At 32.9% G+C, this 19,696-nt stretch carries 21 protein-coding genes; 12 read left to right on the plus strand and 9 right to left on the minus strand.

What is annotated here, in order from left to right; all coding sequences use genetic code 11:
- Window positions 1-5: 5 nt before the first annotated feature.
- From G7034_RS03180 to G7034_RS03200, 5 genes are all read left to right on the plus strand, one after another.
- Window positions 6-449, plus strand: coding sequence for a type I restriction enzyme HsdR N-terminal domain-containing protein (locus G7034_RS03180; RefSeq protein WP_166399517.1), 444 nt, complete (start codon window positions 6-8; stop codon window positions 447-449).
- Window positions 446-1,420 carry a glycosyltransferase family 2 protein gene (locus G7034_RS03185; protein WP_187349855.1) on the plus strand — a complete coding sequence of 325 codons (975 nt, stop codon included), beginning with the start codon at window positions 446-448 and terminating at the stop codon, window positions 1,418-1,420. Before G7034_RS03180 ends, G7034_RS03185 begins: the two co-directional genes overlap by 4 nt.
- A gap of 111 nt (window positions 1,421-1,531) precedes the next feature.
- Window positions 1,532-2,023 carry a PEGA domain-containing protein gene (locus G7034_RS03190; RefSeq protein WP_166399518.1) on the plus strand — a complete coding sequence of 164 codons (492 nt, stop codon included), beginning with the start codon at window positions 1,532-1,534 and terminating at the stop codon, window positions 2,021-2,023.
- A gap of 171 nt (window positions 2,024-2,194) precedes the next feature.
- Window positions 2,195-3,805: a CTP synthase gene (locus tag G7034_RS03195; RefSeq protein ID WP_166399519.1), complete on the plus strand. Its 1,611-nt coding sequence runs from the start codon at window positions 2,195-2,197 to the stop codon at window positions 3,803-3,805.
- Window positions 3,806-3,877: 72 nt separating this feature from the next.
- Window positions 3,878-5,329: a cryptochrome/deoxyribodipyrimidine photo-lyase family protein gene (locus tag G7034_RS03200; RefSeq protein ID WP_166399520.1), complete on the plus strand. Its 1,452-nt coding sequence runs from the start codon at window positions 3,878-3,880 to the stop codon at window positions 5,327-5,329.
- Here G7034_RS03200 and G7034_RS03205 read toward each other — a convergent pair.
- The gene (locus tag G7034_RS03205; RefSeq protein ID WP_166399521.1) at window positions 5,326-5,610 is read right to left on the minus strand and encodes a carboxypeptidase-like regulatory domain-containing protein; all 285 of its coding nucleotides are present in this window, start codon (window positions 5,608-5,610) and stop codon (window positions 5,326-5,328) included. The genes G7034_RS03200 and G7034_RS03205 overlap by 4 nt on opposite strands.
- Complete coding sequence (locus tag G7034_RS03210) at window positions 5,607-6,431, minus strand: Brp/Blh family beta-carotene 15,15'-dioxygenase (RefSeq protein ID WP_166399522.1); 825 nt, start codon at window positions 6,429-6,431, stop codon at window positions 5,607-5,609. Before G7034_RS03210 ends, G7034_RS03205 begins: the two co-directional genes overlap by 4 nt.
- Before the next feature lie 178 nt (window positions 6,432-6,609).
- Between G7034_RS03210 and G7034_RS03215 the strand changes: the two genes are divergently transcribed.
- Window positions 6,610-7,374, plus strand: a complete 765-nt coding sequence (locus G7034_RS03215) for a bacteriorhodopsin-like (RefSeq protein ID WP_166399523.1) — start codon at window positions 6,610-6,612, stop codon at window positions 7,372-7,374.
- 556 nt (window positions 7,375-7,930) lie between these two features.
- On the opposite strand, the gene secDF is transcribed toward G7034_RS03215, so the two are convergent.
- The 7 genes from secDF to G7034_RS03250 form a co-directional block, all read right to left on the minus strand.
- Entirely contained in the window at window positions 7,931-10,939 is a 3,009-nt protein-coding gene (gene secDF / locus G7034_RS03220; RefSeq protein ID WP_166399524.1) for a protein translocase subunit SecDF, read from the minus strand.
- 172 nt (window positions 10,940-11,111) lie between these two features.
- Complete coding sequence (mdh, locus tag G7034_RS03225) at window positions 11,112-12,035, minus strand: malate dehydrogenase (RefSeq protein ID WP_166399525.1); 924 nt, start codon at window positions 12,033-12,035, stop codon at window positions 11,112-11,114.
- A gap of 433 nt (window positions 12,036-12,468) precedes the next feature.
- On the minus strand, window positions 12,469-12,726 hold the full coding sequence (locus G7034_RS03230; protein ID WP_166399526.1) for a transposase: 258 nt from the start codon (window positions 12,724-12,726) through the stop codon (window positions 12,469-12,471).
- 78 nt (window positions 12,727-12,804) lie between these two features.
- Window positions 12,805-13,200 carry an acyl-CoA thioesterase gene (locus G7034_RS03235; RefSeq protein ID WP_166399527.1) on the minus strand — a complete coding sequence of 132 codons (396 nt, stop codon included), beginning with the start codon at window positions 13,198-13,200 and terminating at the stop codon, window positions 12,805-12,807.
- 99 nt (window positions 13,201-13,299) lie between these two features.
- A complete protein-coding gene (locus G7034_RS03240; RefSeq protein WP_166399528.1) occupies window positions 13,300-14,607 on the minus strand; it encodes a cryptochrome/photolyase family protein in 1,308 nt (435 codons plus the stop codon).
- 105 nt (window positions 14,608-14,712) lie between these two features.
- A complete protein-coding gene (locus G7034_RS03245; protein WP_166399529.1) occupies window positions 14,713-15,411 on the minus strand; it encodes an SDR family NAD(P)-dependent oxidoreductase in 699 nt (232 codons plus the stop codon).
- An 8-nt stretch (window positions 15,412-15,419) separates the two neighbouring features.
- The gene (locus tag G7034_RS03250; protein WP_166399530.1) at window positions 15,420-15,875 is read right to left on the minus strand and encodes an SRPBCC family protein; all 456 of its coding nucleotides are present in this window, start codon (window positions 15,873-15,875) and stop codon (window positions 15,420-15,422) included.
- A gap of 233 nt (window positions 15,876-16,108) precedes the next feature.
- On the opposite strand from G7034_RS03250, the gene G7034_RS03255 reads away from it, so the two are divergent.
- From G7034_RS03255 to G7034_RS03280, 6 genes are all read left to right on the plus strand, one after another.
- Window positions 16,109-17,059 (plus strand): isopenicillin N synthase family dioxygenase, encoded by a 951-nt coding sequence (locus G7034_RS03255; RefSeq protein ID WP_166399563.1) that lies wholly within the window; start codon window positions 16,109-16,111, stop codon window positions 17,057-17,059.
- A gap of 62 nt (window positions 17,060-17,121) precedes the next feature.
- Window positions 17,122-17,451, plus strand: a complete 330-nt coding sequence (locus G7034_RS03260; protein ID WP_166399531.1) for a translation initiation factor — start codon at window positions 17,122-17,124, stop codon at window positions 17,449-17,451.
- Window position 17,452: 1 nt separating this feature from the next.
- On the plus strand, window positions 17,453-17,668 hold the full coding sequence (locus tag G7034_RS03265; protein WP_166399532.1) for an alkylphosphonate utilization protein: 216 nt from the start codon (window positions 17,453-17,455) through the stop codon (window positions 17,666-17,668).
- A 1-nt stretch (window position 17,669) separates the two neighbouring features.
- Window positions 17,670-18,551 carry a nucleoside phosphorylase gene (locus G7034_RS03270; RefSeq protein ID WP_166399533.1) on the plus strand — a complete coding sequence of 294 codons (882 nt, stop codon included), beginning with the start codon at window positions 17,670-17,672 and terminating at the stop codon, window positions 18,549-18,551.
- 9 nt (window positions 18,552-18,560) lie between these two features.
- Entirely contained in the window at window positions 18,561-19,400 is an 840-nt protein-coding gene (locus G7034_RS03275; RefSeq protein ID WP_166399534.1) for an ABC transporter substrate-binding protein, read from the plus strand.
- Window positions 19,401-19,468: 68 nt separating this feature from the next.
- The gene (locus tag G7034_RS03280) at window positions 19,469-19,669 is read left to right on the plus strand and encodes a hypothetical protein (protein ID WP_166399535.1); all 201 of its coding nucleotides are present in this window, start codon (window positions 19,469-19,471) and stop codon (window positions 19,667-19,669) included.
- The last annotated feature ends 27 nt before the right edge of the window (window positions 19,670-19,696 follow it).

The following is a 19,696-nucleotide window of genomic DNA, read 5'->3' on the forward strand; positions in this document are numbered from 1 at the left end:
AATCAATGCAAAAATTGAATTTTCCCGCTTTTGAATTTAGGGTCAAAAATAGAGAAAATAAAACAGCTATATTCTCTATTTTGCGTAAAAAATTCTTGGTACTCACCCCTGAAGAATGGGTAAGACAACATTGTGTTCAATTTTTGCACAAACATTTAGCTTATCCGCTTACTTTGCTTAGTGAAGAGCGTAAAATTGTAATTAATGGCCGAATTAAGCGATATGATATTGTTGCCTTTGAACCCAATGGAGAAATTAATTTAATCGTTGAATGTAAAGCTCCTTCTATTCCTATTTCTCAGGCTACATTTGATCAAATAGCGAAATACAATATGGAATTAAACGCTAGGTATTTAATGATTACTAATGGAATTAATCACTATTTTTGTGAAATGAACAAAGAACTACAGGAATATACATTTTTACCCAAATTACCTACGTATAAATGATTACCACCGCCGTAGTTATATTGAATTGGAATGGGCTAAAATTACTCAAGGAGTTTTTACCTTCGGTGGCAAATTTTAGCAGGCCCGCTCAAGTTTACTTAGCAGATAATGCTTCAAACGATACTTCAGTAGCTTGGACAACAGCAAACTTTCCTCAGGTAAAAATTATTCAGTTATCTAAAAACTTTGGTTATGCAGGTGGTTATAATCAAGCTTTAAAAGAAGTTAAAGAAGAATTTTGCATCTTGTTAAACAACGACGTAAAAGTGCCTAAAAATTGGATTTTACCTATTATTCAACTTATAGAAGAAAACAACAATATAGCTGCCGTTCAACCAAAAATTAAAGATTATAAAAAGCCAGATTATTTTGAATACGCTGGAGCAGCTGGTGGCCTCATTGATTATTTTGCTTACCCTTATTGCCGAGGACGAATGTTTAATCAAATTGAAAAAGATGAAGGTCAGTACAATCAAATTCAAGAAATTTTTTGGGCTTCAGGTGCTTGTTTAGGAATTAGAAAATCAGTTTTTTATGAAGTAGGAGGATTTGATGAAGACTATTTTGCTCACATGGAAGAAATTGACTTGTGTTGGCGAATGCGCAATGCTGGTTTCCTTACTTATTACACGCCTAAAAGTGAAATCTTTCATTTAGGAGGAGGCACTTTAAATACCTTAAATCCTAGAAAAACATTTTTAAACTTTAGAAATTCGCTCTATAATTTAGTAAAGAATGCCCCTTCAAGAAATATTTATATCAAATTATTACTTCGCCTAATCCTGGATGGTTTTGCAGCATTTTATTTCTTATTTCAACTAAAACCAATGCATTTTTTGGCGGTAATTAAAGCTCACTTTAGTTTCTACAATAGCTTTAGTAAAATAAAGAATAAACGAGTCATAAAAACACCAAGAAAATACTATTCAAAATTTAGTATTGTGTTAGAAAAGTTCTCTTTTAAAAATTAAACTAATTAAGCTAATTAAGCTAATTTTAAGTTAAGCAAAAAGAAGTTTATATCAATGTTATAAATTAGAATTTTATCTTTAAATTTGTTTAAATCTTATTTTTACAATAGTATGAAAAAACAAGTTCAGCTTACAGCAATTTTTTTGGCAACTATTATCCTATTAGCAAGTTGCTCTAGCACAACTACTATTAATTCTACCCCTTCTAAAGCAAAGGTATATTTGAATGGAGAATATGTTGGCACAACTCCATACACCCATAGAGATACTAAGATTGTAGGCTCATCTACTCTAGTGAAGTTAAAAAAGGAAGGTTACCAAGATTTTGAAAACTCCTTTTCTAGAGATGAAGAAACTGATGTAGGTGCTATTATTGGTGGTATATTTTTCTTATTTCCATTTTTATGGACAATGAAATACAAGCCATCAAGAACTTACGAAATGCAAGCCATTGAAGGCCATCAAAAAAAGATAGAAGGAGAAAAAAAGAAATCAATCTTATCAAAAGCCGATCAACTTAGAGAATTAAAAGCCTTGTACGACGATGGCTTAATTACTAAAGAAGAATACGAAAAAGAGCGTAAACGAATCTTAGAAATGTAGTGCTTAATTTTCTTGAAGTTTTATCGAAATTTTGAGTAAAACAATCTGTTTTAAAAAAACAAACTAGCCATTTGTTTCCACATATTGCATTATAAATAGTTAGATTAATACTTCTAATTTGTAAAAAAAGCCTTAGTTTTGCGTCCCGTAAAGACATCAAATCAACACGTCATGGCTAATACAAAATACATTTTTGTTACCGGCGGTGTTTCTTCGTCTCTAGGGAAAGGAATCATTGCTGCATCACTTGCAAAATTACTTCAATCAAGAGGATATAAAACCACCATTCAAAAATTAGACCCCTACATCAATATTGATCCAGGAACCTTAAATCCGTATGAACATGGTGAATGCTTTGTTACGGAAGACGGTGCTGAAACCGATTTAGATTTAGGGCATTACGAACGCTTCCTTAATGTAAACACCTCACAAGCCAACAATGTAACTACAGGTAAAATTTACCAAAGTGTAATTGAGAAAGAAAGACGTGGAGATTACCTTGGAAAAACCGTACAAGTTATTCCACACATCACAAATGAAATTAAAGAACGTATCCAAATCTTAGGAAATTCTGGCGAGTACGATATCATTATCACCGAAATTGGCGGAACTGTTGGAGACATTGAGTCACTTCCTTATATTGAAGCAGTAAGGCAGTTAAAATGGGAACTAGGCGATTACAACTCGCTAGTCATTCATCTTACCCTTGTCCCTTATTTAGCAGCGGCAAAAGAACTAAAGACAAAACCCACCCAGCATTCTGTAAAAACGCTAATGGAAAGCGGTGTAGCGGCAGATATTCTGGTATGTAGAACGGAGCATGACTTGAGTGAAGATTTAAGAAATAAACTGGCTCGTTTTTGCAATGTAAAACGCAAGGCTGTTATTGAATCTAAAGATGCCTCAACTATTTACGATGTACCTAATATGATGATGAAGGAAGGCTTAGATGTCATCACACTTGCTCAACTAAACCTTCCTCAAGATACATCTCCAGACCTAACAAAATGGAATAAATTTCTGCAGAAATTTAAAAATGCTACCGAAGTTGTTAATATTGGATTAGTTGGCAAGTACATAGAACTTCAAGACTCGTATAAATCGATTTTAGAATCGTTTATTCATGCTGGCGCAGAAAACGATGTAAAAGTAAATGTGATTAATATTCATTCTGAATTTATTTTTAAAAACAACCCAGAAACTAAAAACCTACACGGAATTCTTGTTGCTCCAGGCTTTGGTGAACGAGGGATTGAAGGAAAAATTGAAGCAGTAAAATTTGCACGTGAAAACAAAATACCCTTTTTCGGAATTTGCTTAGGTATGCAAATGGCTGTAATTGAATTTAGCAGAAATGTGTTAGGATTAAAAGATGCTAACTCTACAGAAATGAACCCCAACACCCCGCACCCGGTAATTGATTTGATGGACAACCAAAAAAATATTACAGACTTAGGAGGGACTATGCGCTTAGGAGCTTGGGAATGTGAATTGAAAGAAGGAAGTTTAAGCAATCAGATTTACAATGCTGAAATGATTTCAGAAAGGCATCGGCATCGTTACGAATTAAACAATAAGTATGTTTCAAAATTAGAAGAGAACAACATGCTTTGCACTGGGATTAACCCAAAAACTCAATTAATTGAAGTGGTAGAGCTACCCAATCATCCTTGGTTTGTTGGAGTTCAATATCACCCTGAATACAAAAGTACGGTAGCGCAACCCCATCCGCTATTTGTGAGTTTTATTGAAGCTGCAAAAAAGCAAGCACAAATTGCCTAAAGTAAAGCTAAAAATTAACTAAAGTTGATTACTCAATTTTTAATCACGTTGAAGACGTATTAACTTTACCAAATGGTAAATATAGTATGGTTTAAACGTGATTTAAGATTAGAAGATAACCAAGCATTACATGCAGCGCTTCAGCAAAACGAACAGATTCTTTTGCTCTATGTATTTGAACCTATCATTGAAAAAGACCCCCACTATAGTCAACGACACTTCAGGTTCATTTATCAATCTATTGAAGAACTCCAGCTTCAATTAAAAAATCATCAAACCGAAATTCTTTGTATTCACGGAGAAGCTATTCAATGTTTTAGAAGCATTCATCAAATCCTTGGAATTAAGCACGTATTTAGTCATCAAGAAACTGGATTGGATAAAACCTACCAAAGAGATCTTGATGTAAAGAAGTATTTTCATTCAGAGAAAATAGCCTGGAAAGAATTTATAAATAATGGAGTAATAAGAAGATTAAAATCAAGAAAAAGTTGGGTGAATTCTTGGGAAAATCACATGAATAAAACGCGTTTAATTTTTCATGGAAATAGCTCCTCTTTTGTGAGCCTAAATGATATCAATGGTTTATATAATCATTTATCACGATGGAATCCAAACTATTCACCTAACTCAAATTTTCAACATGGAGGCAGAAGTTTTGGATTGAGGTACTTGAATAGTTTTCTAAATAAAAGACATATTAACTATCCATCTAACATTTCAAAACCTTTACTGGCCAGAACCTCCTGTAGTAGGCTTTCTCCTTATATTGCTTGGGGCAATATTTCAATAAGGGAAGTACTTCAAAAGTTAGAAGAACAAAAAAGTAATTTAAAAAACAAAAATGCTATTCATCAATTTTCTAGCCGTTTACGCTGGCAAGCTCATTTCATTCAAAAGTTTGAAATGGAAGAACGTATTGAATTTGAGAACTTCAATTCGGCTTTCAATAAACTTCAGCAAAAACAAAATCCTTATTTAATAGAAGCTTGGAAAAAAGGAAAAACAGGTTTTCCATTAGTTGATGCAAGCATGCGCTGCCTAGAACAAACGGGCTATCTCAACTTTAGGATGCGTGCTTTATTGGTTTCGTTCTTTTGTCATTTACTTTGGCAAAAATGGCAGTTAGCTTCAAATCATCTAGCCTCTTTATTCTTAGATTTTGAACCAGGAATACATTATCCACAGTTACAAATGCAAGCTGGTACAACGGGAATACATACATTACGTATTTACAACCCAATTAAAAATTCGTATAAACATGACCCAGAAGGTGAATTTATTATGAAGTATGTTCCAGAATTAAATAAGATTCCAAAAGAATTTATCCATGAACCATGGAAATTAACCCCAATGGAACAAAAAATGTATGGTTTTGAATTCGGGATTGACTATCCTAAACCGATTATAGACTTAGAGAAGGCACGAAAAAAAGCTTCTGATAAATTATGGGAAATTATTCAGTCACAAGAATCAATAGAGAAAGGGAAAAAAATAACTAAAAAACATACAATCAGCGCTTAATCTTTTTTAGACAGTAACACCTCTTTTACTTGGTTAATTGATGCTCTTTGAAATTCATAACCTTCCTTATTAAAAATCAACTCCTCTCCTCTGCTTTTTGTATCAATTTTAAAATAGCCGTCCTCGTTGGTATATTCAAATAAGTCGGTTCCCATCACTTGCACAAGAACGTCTTCTACTGGATCATCATTTGCATTAACCACCTTACCTTCAATAATTTGATGTTCTGATGAACAACTTACAAAAAAAACGAATAAAACAAGTATTAAATAATTTTTCATTGATTTAAATTTTTAGAATTATACTTTTCAAACATACGCTCAATAACAATTACATGTGGAAAAGTTACTGCTGCTATAAAGGCAAACATAATACTTAAATACAAATTATCATTACCAAAAAGGTAATAAAGGAGAAAAAGACCAAGGATTGAAATGAGCCATATAGGAAGTGATTTTTTTAGGTAAGTAAGCCAAGTTGCTTTTGAATTTTCTCCATAAAGAAATTTTATTTGATCATTTAAGGAAGGAAGAGTATGCCAAAACACAAAATAGATTGCAAAGCCAAACAGCAATTCAGAAAAGTAAAAAACTGAAAATACTAATACCAAATCGAATATTTTCTTGAGAACAAAAATTAACTTTAGTTCATTTCGAAGTAAAACTAGTAAAAATGATATCATGAGTAGAGTTAATGCAAAAAACAATGCGTATTGATAAAAGTAAGCAGGAATTGAGTAGTTAGTTATATCACTTATAATTTCTGATGTAGATGCTGAATTGAAGAAAAACAGACCTATCAATATACTTAGTCCAAAAGTAAAATAAATAAATTTAAACAATGGCTTAGTGAACTTCCTATTCATTTGAAGGTGTTGTTCTCCAAAGTGATAAGCGCTAATCAGAATAAAAGCTACCAAAATTATTACTGGGATAAAGTAAAAAGCACCAAGTACAAGAAGCACTAAACTCAAATAGACTAGGGTATAACTTGTAATTTTTTGTGAATAATTTAATTTAATTTTTTTTATAAGAGATAAATCGTTTGCTCCATGAAGTAATCCAAGACTTAGAACTAAAAAAAGACCTGAAATATCGAGCAAATAATTTTTTAACAAAAAATTTAACATTATAGCTAAAAAGCTTGACACAATTGAGATTACATAAATTTTCACCTTGATAAATTCAATTTTCATCAAAGATAGTCAAAAATATTTCTTAATAATAATTTTTGTTGTTTAAGTTTTCACTACATTTGATTGAACAAAAATTTTTAAAGCTATGAGTAATTTTATGTATTTATTAGCCGATGTTGCCAAAATCGCCAATGACGATTACACCGGTTTTACGTTTTTCATTGGAAGCATGGCCATGATGGCAGCTTCTGCATTTTTCTTTTTATCACTTAGTCAGTTTGACAATAAGTGGCGGACCTCTGTGTTAGTTTCAGGTTTAATTACCTTTATTGCCGCAGTACATTACTTCTACATGAGAGATTATTGGGATGCTTATGGCGAATCTCCAACATTTTTTAGATATGTAGATTGGATTTTAACAGTACCATTAATGTGTGTTGAGTTCTTCCTTATTTTAAGAGTTGCAGGAGCTAAACAATCTTTAATGTGGAAACTGATTTTTTGGTCAGTTGTAATGTTAGTTACAGGATATTTTGGAGAAGCTATGTCTATGGATAGTCCAACTATGCAATGGGTATGGGGATTAGTTTCGGGTATTGCTTACTTCATTATTGTTTACATTGTTTGGTTTGGTGAGGCTAAGAAATTAGCAGAATCCGCAGGTGGAAATGTATTAACTGCTCACAAAATCTTATGTTGGTTTGTGTTAGTAGGTTGGGCAATTTACCCAGTAGGTTACATTTTAGGAACTGAAGGTGGATTGTTTGGAGTTCAATTAGTAGAGAACATTGATGCTGCTCAAGGAGCTATGAATGTAGTTTACAATATTGGTGACTCTGTAAACAAAATTGGATTTGGTTTAGTAGTATTTGCTTTAGCAATGAAATCTACATCAACTTCAAGTAAGTAAATTTATAAAAAATTGCTATGAAATAAAAAGGCTGTCTTGAATAAGACAGCCTTTTTATTGTTTCAAAAATGAGTTTATACATTATAATTAATGAGTTCTAAGTTGAAAAAAGTCATTAAGAATGCTAATGCATCACTTAAAATTATTTAAAATTGAAGCTTCCATCTTCAAAAAAATTAGTTGTAGAAAATGTAAACAAGAACTATTTGAAAATATAAGCTTTAAGTAAAATACCTCTAAACAATTCAATAATATACTCACCTAAATCTTTCTTATAGAGATCTTATAAATTTACTATTTACAACAATCTAAAACAACTCTTTTAAAAATTATTAAGATGAAGCTCAATCTAAGTTTAAATCAAGACTATGTTTTATGCAAAACAATAGATGAAGTAAGCCTCATACTTTTTGGCTTTTTCATATTGCAATAACTGATCTATTATTTTCTCTCTAAACTGGATTTAATACCTATTTATCAGAGAATTATTTTTTTATATCCAAAAAAAAAGCCACACTGATTAAGTGCGGCTCTAATTATTAAGTGATAAACAAAATTAAGCTTGGCCAGTTGCTAAGCCTTCTGCTTCCTCTTTTTCCTCTTGTGTTCTTAGGTCTATTCCATTTTTCTTAGCTGTATCGTACATTACAGGAGTTGCAATAAATACCGATGAATAAGTACCAACAAGCACACCAATAATAAGTGCAAACATAAAGCCTCTAATGCTCTCTCCTCCAAAGATAAAGATTGCAATTAAAACCACTAAAGTAGTGAGGGAGGTATTTATAGTTCTACTTAAAGTACTACTAATACCATCATTAATTACTCCTTTAAGAACTCCGTCTGGTTTTAATTTCAGTACTTCTCTAACGCGGTCAAATACAACTACCGTATCATTAAGGGAGTAACCAATTACCGTAAGAATAGCCGCAATAAATGCCTGATTAATTTCCATATTAAAAGGCATGAAATTGTAAGTTAGTGAGAATACTCCTAAAACAATTAAAACATCGTGAGTTACAGCTGCCACAGCCCCTAAACTAAACTGCCACTTTCTAAATCGCAATAAAATATAAATAAATACAACTAATAAAGATCCAAAAATAGCATAATAAGATGCTCGTTTAATATCCTCAGCAATAGTTGGTCCTACTTTCATAGAGGACATAATACCATATTCTTCATTTTCTCCACCAACTTGGAAATCTTCAAAAGTAAATCCTGCAGGTAGAATGTCTTTAAACTCTTCAAATAAAATAGTTTGAATTTCTTGATCTACGCCTTGTCCTTCAACGTCAATTTTATAATTAGTAGTAACTCTCACTTGGTTGTTAGCTCCAAAAGTTTTAACTTCAGGAGAACCTAGGCGTTCATTAATTTTACTTTTCAACTCAACTGCGTTAACAGATTGGTCAAATCTTACTGTATATGTTCTACCTCCAACAAAATCGACTCCTTGATTAAGACCATTAGTAGTTAAAGAAAAAATACTTACTGCAATTATAATTCCTGAAATGATATAAGCAACTTTACGTTTTTCTAAAAACTTCACATAAATATCCACTAAGAAATTTTTAGTCATTTTAGTAGCAAAATCGATAGGTTTATTTTTAACAGCGTACTTATCAATAAACATTCTAGTAATAAAAATAGCGGTAAACAAGGATGTACCTATACCTATTAATAAGGTTGTAGCGAAACCTTTCACTGGACCAGTTCCAAAAACTAATAAAATAATTCCCGTTAATCCCGTAGTGATATTCGCATCCAAAATAGAAGATAATGAATTTTTAAATCCATCATTAATAGCCATTTTAGTGTCTTTTTCGGGATCTCTTAATTCTTCTCTGATACGTTCAAAGATAAGAACGTTAGCATCAACCGACATACCAATGGTAAGTACAATACCAGCTATACCAGGTAAAGTAAGTACGGCGCCTAGTCCTGCAAGAATACCGAAGATAAATAAGATGTTGATTACCAAAGCTACATCTGCATAAACACCTGCTCTACCGTAGTAGAAAATCATCCAAAGCAAAACGAAAATTAAGGCAATAATAAATGAGTATATTCCTGCTTCAATAGCCTCTTGTCCTAGTGAAGGCCCTACAATTTCACTTTGAATAATCTCTGCTTTTGCTGGAAGTTTACCTGCTCTAAGTACGTTGGCCAAATCTTGAGCTTCTTTAACACTAAACTCACCTGTAATTTCAGAACGACCACCAGAGATAGCTTGTGAAGCTCCTGGTGCAGAGTAAACAATATTATCTAAAACAATAGCAATTTGACTTCTGTTTTGAGCTGCATTTTTGGTCATTTCTTCCCATTTTTTAGCTCCTCGTCGGTCCATTTGCATGGTTACAGCAACACGCCCCATTTGATCGAAGCTTTGCTGTGCGTTGGTGACTACCGAACCACTTAATTGCGGTTCTTTGTTTCGATTAGATTTAAGAGCGTAAAGCTCTACTATATTAGACTCTTTCGCTGGTTTTCCCCAAACAAATTCGGCATAGCGAAGCTCTGCTGGTAATTTAGCACGAACGGCATCTTTTCTTAAGTATGCTCCAACAGTGGCTGTATCTCTTTCAGAAAAGTAAGCAATCACTGGTCCTTCGGGATTTCCTAAAGATTCCAACCTACTTAATAGAGGTTTCTTATCTGCTAAGTTTTCTTCGTCAATATCGTCTGAAGCTAATAAATCGTCTATATCTGCATCAACGTCATCAATCTCATCTTCCTCCTTCTCTTGTTTAGAAGAATCTTTATTTAATTCAGCTGCAATAACTTGGTCAGCTTCAAATAAAAACTCCTGAAATTCACTTCCTTTAAACACATCCCAAAACTCTAATTGGGCTGTACTTTGAAGTAAATTTTGCACACGACTAATATCTTTTGCACCAGGTAATTCAACTAAAATTCTTCCTGAATTTCCTAAACGCTGAATATTAGGTTGGGTTACACCAAATTTATCAATACGCTCTCTAATAACTTCAAAGGCAGAAGTTATACTTTCGTCAATTCTTCTTCTTAGGGTGGGCCTAACATCAGAATTTTCGGCATCAAAATCAACTTCTTCAAGAGTTCTGTTGGCAAAAATACTTGGTGAAGCCAATCTTGCTCCTTCAATTTTTTCAAATTCATCAAAGAAGGTTTCCAAGTAATTTTCTGCACTTGTTTTGAAAGCTTCATCGGTAGCTTCAAGCGCCTGTAAGAATTTTTCATCTTTCGAATTATTAGACAAACCAACCAACAATTCTTTTACAGAAATCTGAAGAATTACATTAATCCCTCCTTTTAAGTCAAGACCTCTGTTTAATTCTTTTTCTTTGGCAACATTGTAGGTTATTCCAGCAATGTAAGGTTCATTAGCTATTGAATCTAAATAACGTTGTGCTTTCAAATCACGCTGCTCGGGGTAATTTTCAAGTTGGTCGCTTACAGCTTGAACAGCAAAATTTTCAGCATCGCCCTCAATTTTATTAGCAATGTAGGTAAACGAAAGCTGATAAATACTTACTACAGCAAACAGTATTGCAAATAATTTGATTAATCCTTTGTTGTGCATTATGCTTTATTTAATTATGTTAATTTAAAAAACGGACAAATATAGGTTTTGTGAAGTGAAATGACAATTATTCTACACATATAATTTCATCCTAAAAGAAAAAACCTTCAGCCAACAAAAAACCAGTTATGGATTGATGCTTACTGAAGGTTTTAATTATAATTATACTATACTACTCTAGGAGTGAGTTTGTTTTCTTAACGGCTTCTGCACTTTCTTGAAGTGCTTTTTGATCGGCTTCAGCTAGGTCTAATTCTACAACTTTTTCTATACCGTCTTTTCCTAAAATCACAGGAACTCCAATACATAAATCATTTAAGCCATATTCTCCTTCAAGGTAAGTTGAACAAGGAAACATTTTCTTCTGGTCACAAGCAATTGAATGAACCAAAGAAGAAACTGCTGCACCTGGTGCATACCAAGCGGAAGTTCCTAACATTTTTGTTAATGTTGCACCACCAACGCGTGTTTCGGCAGCTACTTCGTCTAAGCGATTATCAGACAAAAATTCTGTTACTCTAACACTGTTTCTTGTTGCCAAGCTAGTTAGTGGCACCATACCAGTATCACTATGACCTCCAATTACCATTCCGTCAACATCTGAAGCTGGACATTCTAGGGCTTCAGCTAAACGGTACTTGAAACGAGCGCTATCTAAAGCACCTCCCATTCCTATAATTCGATTTTTAGGTAAACCTAATTCTTTATGAGCTAAATAGGTCATGGTGTCCATTGGGTTACTTACCACAATTAAAATCACATTTGGCGAATGTTTAATGATGTTTTGGGCAACTTCTTTTACAATACCTGCATTTATTCCAATTAATTCTTCACGTGTCATTCCTGGTTTTCTCGGAATACCACTGGTAATTACAGCTACATCAGAATTGGCTGTTTTAGTATAATCGTTTGTGCTTCCAACAATTTTTGTATCAAAACCATTTAATGAGGCGGTTTGCATTAAGTCCATTGCTTTACCTTCTGCAAAGTTTTCTTTAATATCGACTAAAACTACCTCCGACGCAAAATTTTTGATGGCAATATATTCGGCACAACTTGCACCTACTGCTCCTGCTCCTACTACTGTTACTTTCATTGAATTTGATTTGTTTGATTAAACATTAAATTATTGGTTTACAAAAATATAATTTTAAGTGGATTTTTATACTAAAAATTAAAATAAGCTTGTACTTTAAATTGATTCTAGGCGATTTAGGGCAGAAAAGAACGGATTGAAAAAGATGGATTATGGTCGTAAAATGCAATTTTACAATTGAACAGCGTTTTTTTAAATGAAAAGCTTAATTATTAGGATCAGTTTTTCAATATTCTTCAACTTTTATAGAGTCCTTATTAATGCTTATTTGATAAGCAAAGTTATTTGAGGGTTTAGCATTAGTATAATATCCAAAGCTATGTGTATAATACCCTCATTTCTTTAAACCACTTTTAGTTTTTTCTTAGTTGAATTTTAAGCTGCATTTTTATATTTTTCTATAGGCTTTTTGTTTATACCCTGATGGTTTCTATTATGATATCTTTCCATCCATTTTTTTATGCCACGGTACAAGGTTATTCCGTCTTCTGCTGGGTTTAGGTGATTTTTTGTCAAAAACATCCTTTGATTTTTCTAAAAACTCTTGCTTCCATTGACTAATTTGGTTCGGGTGCAATTCAAAACGCTCTGCTAGTTCTGATAAACTATAACGCTCTTTTAAAGCCTCTAAGGCGACTTTTGTTTTAAATTCTGAAGTGAATTTTCTTCGTGATTTTCGCATTGTTTCCATTGTTTAAAGTTAATATTTTTTTCAACTTAACAAATGGTCTAAATTTGTAGAGGTATTATATGATAAGGCTATAAAATCTTAATAGTCTTCATTTAAACGATCTTTTACAAATTCAATTTTTGTTTTTCCGTGAGGTTTTGGGTTTCCGTGTTCATCTAGGCCAACCATTACAATTTTTCCAATTTTAATAATGGTTTTTCTTGTCATTTTGTTCCTTACTTCGCAGGTGAGTGTAACAGAGGATTTTCCAAATTTAACTACATCAATACCAATTTCAACAATATCTCCTTGCTTGGCTGAGCTTACAAATTCAATCTCACTCATATATTTCGTCACCATTCGATGGTTTTCAGTTTGAATAGTTGAATACAACGCGGCTTCTTCATCTATCCACTCTAAAAGCCGGCCTCCAAAAAGTGATGAATTTGGATTTAAATCGTTTGGTTTTATCCATTTTCTTGTGTGAAATCTCATTGTTTATGTTTTAAAAAGTTGATAGCCTCCTCAATAGTTTGCTAGTAATTGACAAAAAATCAAAATTAAACTAATTAATTCATTACTTGAATTTAAAGATTAACTTTTCAATGCTAATTTATAGGTAGCTAAACAGCGTTGTCTAGCCATTTTATGCTCAACCATAGGTTCGGGGTAAGTTGATGTATTGATCTCTGCCACCCATTTATTGATGTATTTCTTTTGCTTGTCAAATTTATCGGTTTGAGAATAAGGATTAAACACCCTAAAATAAGGTGCTGCATCTACTCCACTTCCTGCTATCCACTGCCAACCGCCAATATTGGAAGACATTTCATAATCCAACAGCTTTTCTGCAAAATAAGCTTCTCCCCACCGCCAATCAATAAGCAAATGTTTACATAAAAAACTTCCAACTATCATTCTAATTCGGTTGTGCATCCAACCGGTTTCATTAAGTTGGCGCATACCAGCATCAACTATTGGGTAGCCTGTTTTTCCTTGTTTCCATTTTTCAAATTCATCTTCGTTATTTCGCCATTCAATTTGATCGTATTTCGGCTTAAATGAACGGTTTACAGTTTCAGGAAAATGGTATAGAATAGCCTTATAAAATTCTCTCCAAATCAACTCATTCCAAAAAATTTCATTTTTGCTTTTCATGGCTTGTTGAAGTATTTTTCGATAACCTACAGTACCAAATCGCAAATGAGGACTTAATCTTGAGGTTCCCTCAATTGAAGGAATATCTCTGGTTGATTCATAATCTTCAATAAAATTTTTATTCAATTGATAGTTGGGAACCTGAATTTCAGATTTTTCAAAATCCATATCAGCTAAACTAAGATTGGGTAATCGACTATTTTTATATAACTTATTCAGGTGATTTTCTGAAGAAGCTAGTGTTAATTTTGAATCCTCAAATATTTTTTTCCACTGCTTCATGTAGGGCGTATAAACCAAATACATGCCGCCGTCTTGCTTTTGCACTTCATTAGGTTCAAAAAAAACCTGATCTTTATAAGTATGGAATTCAACTCCATTTTGAGCTAACAAAGCTTCTATCTTAGCATCTCTCTTTTTTGCGTAGGGTTCGTAATCTCGGTTGGTGTGCACTTCTGCTATTGAAAATTCAGAGATTAGCTGCGAAAAAACTTCCTCAGGATAACCATGATACATGGCAATGGAAGAAGCAAATTTTTCTTGAGCAGTATTCCTCATTTTCTGCAATTCATCAAAAATAAAACTCACTCGTGCATCATTCTTTGGAAGTTTGTTTAATATGTGTTTATCAAAAATAAAAAGAGGGATGACGGGGTAATCCGACTGAAGCGCGTTATACAGACCAACATTATCTTCCCAACGTAAATCTCTTCTGAACCAAAATATTGAAACTTTTTCTTTCATCGTTTATTTTTAAACTCTAGCATATAAAAAATCGACCTAAATTAATTCATCTAAGGCGATAATATAAAATCAAATTTTAAATTTATTCATTAAAATCTGAATCATCTAGCTTACATTCAACGAAGACATTCCTCCATCTACGCCCAACACCTGACCAGTAATCCAACTACTGTCATCAGAAAGTAAAAAGGCCGTTACTTTAGCTAAATCAATTGCTTCACCAACCCGTTTTAGAGGATGACGCTCATCCATTTTCTCTTTTTTCTTTTCGTTACCAAGAAGCTTTCCTGCTAATGGTGTATTAGTTAATGAAGGTGCAATCACATTTACTCTTAATGAAGGTGCATACTCGGCCGCCAGAGATCTAGCAAATCCTTCAATAGCGCCTTTTGCTGCTGCTACACTAGTATGGAAAGGCATTCCAGTTTGCACAGCAACAGTACTGTAATACACAATACTGGCTTGTTCAGAATTTTTCAACTGCTTCAAAACAGCTTTAGTCGATTTAACCAGTCCCATAAAATTAAGCTGAAAGTCTTCTTCAAAAACTTCAGTTTTCATCATCTTAAAAGGTTTTAAATTGATAGATCCCGGTAAATAAACCAAACCGTCAATCTGTTCTGGCAAGTCTAATTCGCTTAAATCGTCTGTCATAACATCAAATTTATGATGGGTAACATTGAGGCTTGCCAGCTCTCCTTGATTTCTTGAAGCAACAATTATGTGGTGATTTTCATGAAGGAGTTTTGCGGTTTCATAGCCAATTCCAGTACTCCCTCCTATTAATAAAATATTCTTTTTCATAGCAAAATTTATTTAAATAATTGATTCATTTTTTCTACTCGATTCGTGAAAATTTCTTCTAATTTAGGTCGTATAATAAAAGGGTGCAATGCGCTTCCCAACCAACCAAAAGGCACAGCGTAATGAACGATGTCTTCAATAATAACACCTTGGTCTGTAGGGTGAATAAAATGCTTGTGATGCCAAAGTTTATAGGGGCCATCGAGCTGAATATCTACAAAATAAAAAGGCTTTTTAACCTGAGTAATTTCAGTCACCCACTTAGTTTTAAACCCAGGCAATGGAGTTACTTTATACTGAATAATTTGCCCCGCATACATAGTTTGGTTGGCTCCAGAGACAATTTGAAAACCCATACTTGAAGGCATAATTTTCTGAAGGTTTTTAGGATTTGATAAAAATTCCCAAGCTTCTTCTTGACTTATAGGTAATTCTTGTTTTGCCTTAAATTCGTATATTTTCATTAATCATTTTTGTTAATTCAAAAGTAGGAAAGATTTTGTTTAAGCTAAAAGAATTAAAGTTAAACAAGTGTTACAAATTGAAAGTCGATTTTTATATTGGCGAACAAACAAATTTATTCACGATTAAAAAAACTCATTTTTCTAGAATTGGCGGTCTATTAAGACATCATTTTAAGCTCATTTAGATTTAATTGATTAAATTTGCTAATCTTTAAAATTTAGAACCTATGGCAATGACAAATATACCCAGTGTTGATTTGGCAGATTTTTTATCAGAAGACCCCGAAAGAAAACAAAAGTTTGTAGATGAAATTGGAAGTGCATATGAAGAAATTGGGTTTGTTTCCCTAAAAAATCATTTCCTAAGTGATGACTTAGTTGAAAAACTATATGTTGAAGTTAAAAAATTTTTTGATCTTCCTACGAAAACCAAAGAAAAATACGAGAGAAACGACATAGGTGGTCAAAGAGGTTATGTGTCTTTTGGAAAAGAACATGCAAAGGGAAAGAAAGAAGGTGATTTAAAAGAGTTTTGGCATTTTGGCCAAGCACCTGATACAGACGCTAATTTGCAAGAAAAATACCCAGATAATGTGATTGTTGAAGAAGTTCCTGATTTTAATCACACGGGTATGCAAGCCTACAAAATGCTAGAAAAGACAGGAATTTACGTACTTAGAGCTTTAGCCTTACACATTGGTGTAAAGGAAACTTATTTTGATTATTGGGCAAGCAACGGAAATTCCATTTTAAGACCTATTCATTATCCGCCCATAACAGAAGAGCCTAAAGGAGCCGTTAGAGCAGGTGCACATGGAGACATTAATTTAATTACGCTTTTAATGGGAGCTTCTACAGGTGGCTTACAAGTTCAAAATCGTGATGGAGATTGGATAGATGCTAAACCAGGGGAAGATGAATTAGTAATAAATGTAGGAGATATGCTTGAACGCCATACCAATAATAAATTACGTTCAACGATTCATCGAGTTGTCAACCCACCTAAAGAAGAATGGGATAAACCAAGGTATTCTATTCCATTTTTTATGCACCCTAGAAGCGAAATGAAACTAGATTGCTTAGAAGAATGTATTGATGAAAACAACCCAAAACAATACGAAAATATTACCGCCGGTGAATTTTTACACCAACGATTAGTAGAAATTGGTTTAGTTAAAAAATAAAACCGCAATTAAAAAGTTTCTTAGGTCAATTTGAAAACCTTAAGAAAAAATAAAAACACGCTATGGATTTAAAAGATCAATTGAAAGATTTATTTCCTGAACACGCTACTTCAGAACCCGTAAATGAAGAAAATGAAAAAAACGGACTATGGATTCAAGATGAACCATTGTACTGTCATTTTGAAAAAAGAAAAGGAAAAGTAAACACCATAATTAAAGGCTATAATGGTGCTAAAAAAGATTTTAAAGAATTAGCTAAAATCTTTAAAACTGAGCTTGGAGTTGGAGGTTCAGTTAAAAATGAAGAGATTATTATTCAAGGAAACACAAGGGAAGAAATTATAGATATTCTTGAAGATTTAGGGTTTAACACAAAAAAAGTTGGGGGCTAAAATGAATGAAGTAAAAGACGCTAACGGAAACCCGCTTAATGAAGGAGACACCGTTGTTTTAACCAAAGATTTGAAAGTGAAAGGAACTTCAGTTAACCTAAAAAGAGGAACTAGTTTTAAAAACATTAGCCTTACCGCCAATGCAGATGAAATTGAATGCAGAAGCAAAAAAGTGAAAGGCTTGGTTTTGAAAACTACCTTTGTAAAGAAAAAATAATATGGGAATTAAAAACTCTGAGCTTATCCTAAACACAGATGCTAGTATTTATCATCTTAATTTAAAGGAAGAGAATATTGCCGATATTATAATTACAGTTGGTGACCAAGACCGTGTAGCTAAGGTTACCTCTTTTTTTGATGAAGTGATTTTTGAAACACAAAAACGCGAATTCAAAACACAAACAGGATTTTACAAGGGTAAGAAAATGACTGTAATTTCAACAGGAATTGGAGTTGATAATATTGACATTGTACTCAATGAATTAGATGCTTTGGTTAATATTAATTTTGAAACTAGAAAGCCAAAAAAACAATTGAAAAAACTCAAGTTTGTAAGAATAGGGACTTCTGGAAGTATTCAAAAAGAAATTGACGTTGATCAATTCGTGATTTCTTCAGCTGGTCTAGGTTTTGACGGTTTAATCCATTTTTATAAGCATCAAAACATTATTGAGGAGGAAGCTTCTAGTCAACTTATTAAGCATTTAGATTTATCACCAAACATTGGTCAACCTTATTTTATAAAAGCAGACCAAGAATTGTTAAATCATTTTAATGATTCTTCTAACAGTCGAATAAATACTGGGTTTACAGGTACAAATATTGGTTTTTATGGCCCTCAGGGTAGGGTGCTGAGAATACCGCTTTCGCATCCTGATTTTATTGATCGTTTAGCTAAATTTGAATATAAAAATGAAAAGCTAACCAACTTAGAAATGGAAACTTCTGCCATTTATGGCTTAGCTAAACTTTTAGGACATCAAGCTTTGTCTATTAATGCAATAATTGCGAATCGTGCCACAGGAAATTTTAGTAAACGGCCTAAAGAAACTATTATGGAGTTGATTGAATTTAGCTTGAATCACTTAGCCAAAATTTAATTTACTAAGATGAAGAAGATAAAAATTGGCGGTGTACCGGAACACTTTAACTATCCTTGGAAAATTGGCATTAAAAAAGGCTTATTTAAACAAGCTGGAATTGATTTAACATGGATAGATTTTCACGGAGGAACTGGCGAAATGAGTGAAGCGCTTGAAACGGGAGAAGTTGATTTGGCAATTATGCTAACCGAAGGTAGTATAAAACAAATTGCCGATCATAAACCCTTTAAAATACTCCAAAAATATATTGAAACTCCTTTATACTGGGGAATCTATGTAAAAGCAGGATCAATAAAAAATAAAATTGAAGACCTTAAAAATGATACTATTGGTGTAAGCAGACTTGGGTCTGGTTCGCATTTAATGGCATATATAAACGCCAAAAGTCATAACTGGAATTACAACGAGCTTGATTTTACTATTGCAAATAATCTTGAAGGACTTAAAAAAAGTATTCACTCAGAATCTAGTGATTATTTTATGTGGGAGCATTTTACAACCAAACCACTAGTTGACCAAGGAGAGTTAAAGCATATTGAAGACGTTCCTACTCCTTGGCCTTGTTTCGTAATTGTTACCACAAAACAATTTTATAACCAAAACAAAAAAATAGCAGAAGACCTATTACAAATAATTAATCAAATTACTAAAAAAGTAAAAAGCCAAAAAAACTTAGCTTCAGAAATTGCTCAAAACTACCAACAAAAAGAAAATGACGTTATTCAATGGCTTAATCAAACTGAGTGGTCTCAACATCCAATAAAAATCAATGAGTTTGCTAAAGTAAAAAACGAACTTGTTAACCTCAATCTCATTGATACGAAAATTGAATTTGAAAATATTTAAAAAAAATCTTTGCTCACGCAACCAATTCAACTTATCAACGTCTTATAAATGACTATTAACTGAAATCAATGCTCGTATTAATTGCCATTTTATCCTCACTAGTTTTAGTAAACGTACTTTTACTAAAATTTTCATGTAATGAACCCAAGCGGCCTGAGCAATCAGCACCGCTCAATAAAACAGTAAAAATAGTTCGATTAGAGCCAAAATTTTCAGAAAATCAAATAGGTAATACTGAAGATAAAAAACTAAAAGTTTCTTCTAAGTAATTTCTCAATACACAAATAATCAACACT

The sequence above is a fragment of the Psychroflexus maritimus genome (assembly GCF_011089875.1).
GTDB classification, from domain to species: domain Bacteria; phylum Bacteroidota; class Bacteroidia; order Flavobacteriales; family Flavobacteriaceae; genus Psychroflexus; species Psychroflexus maritimus.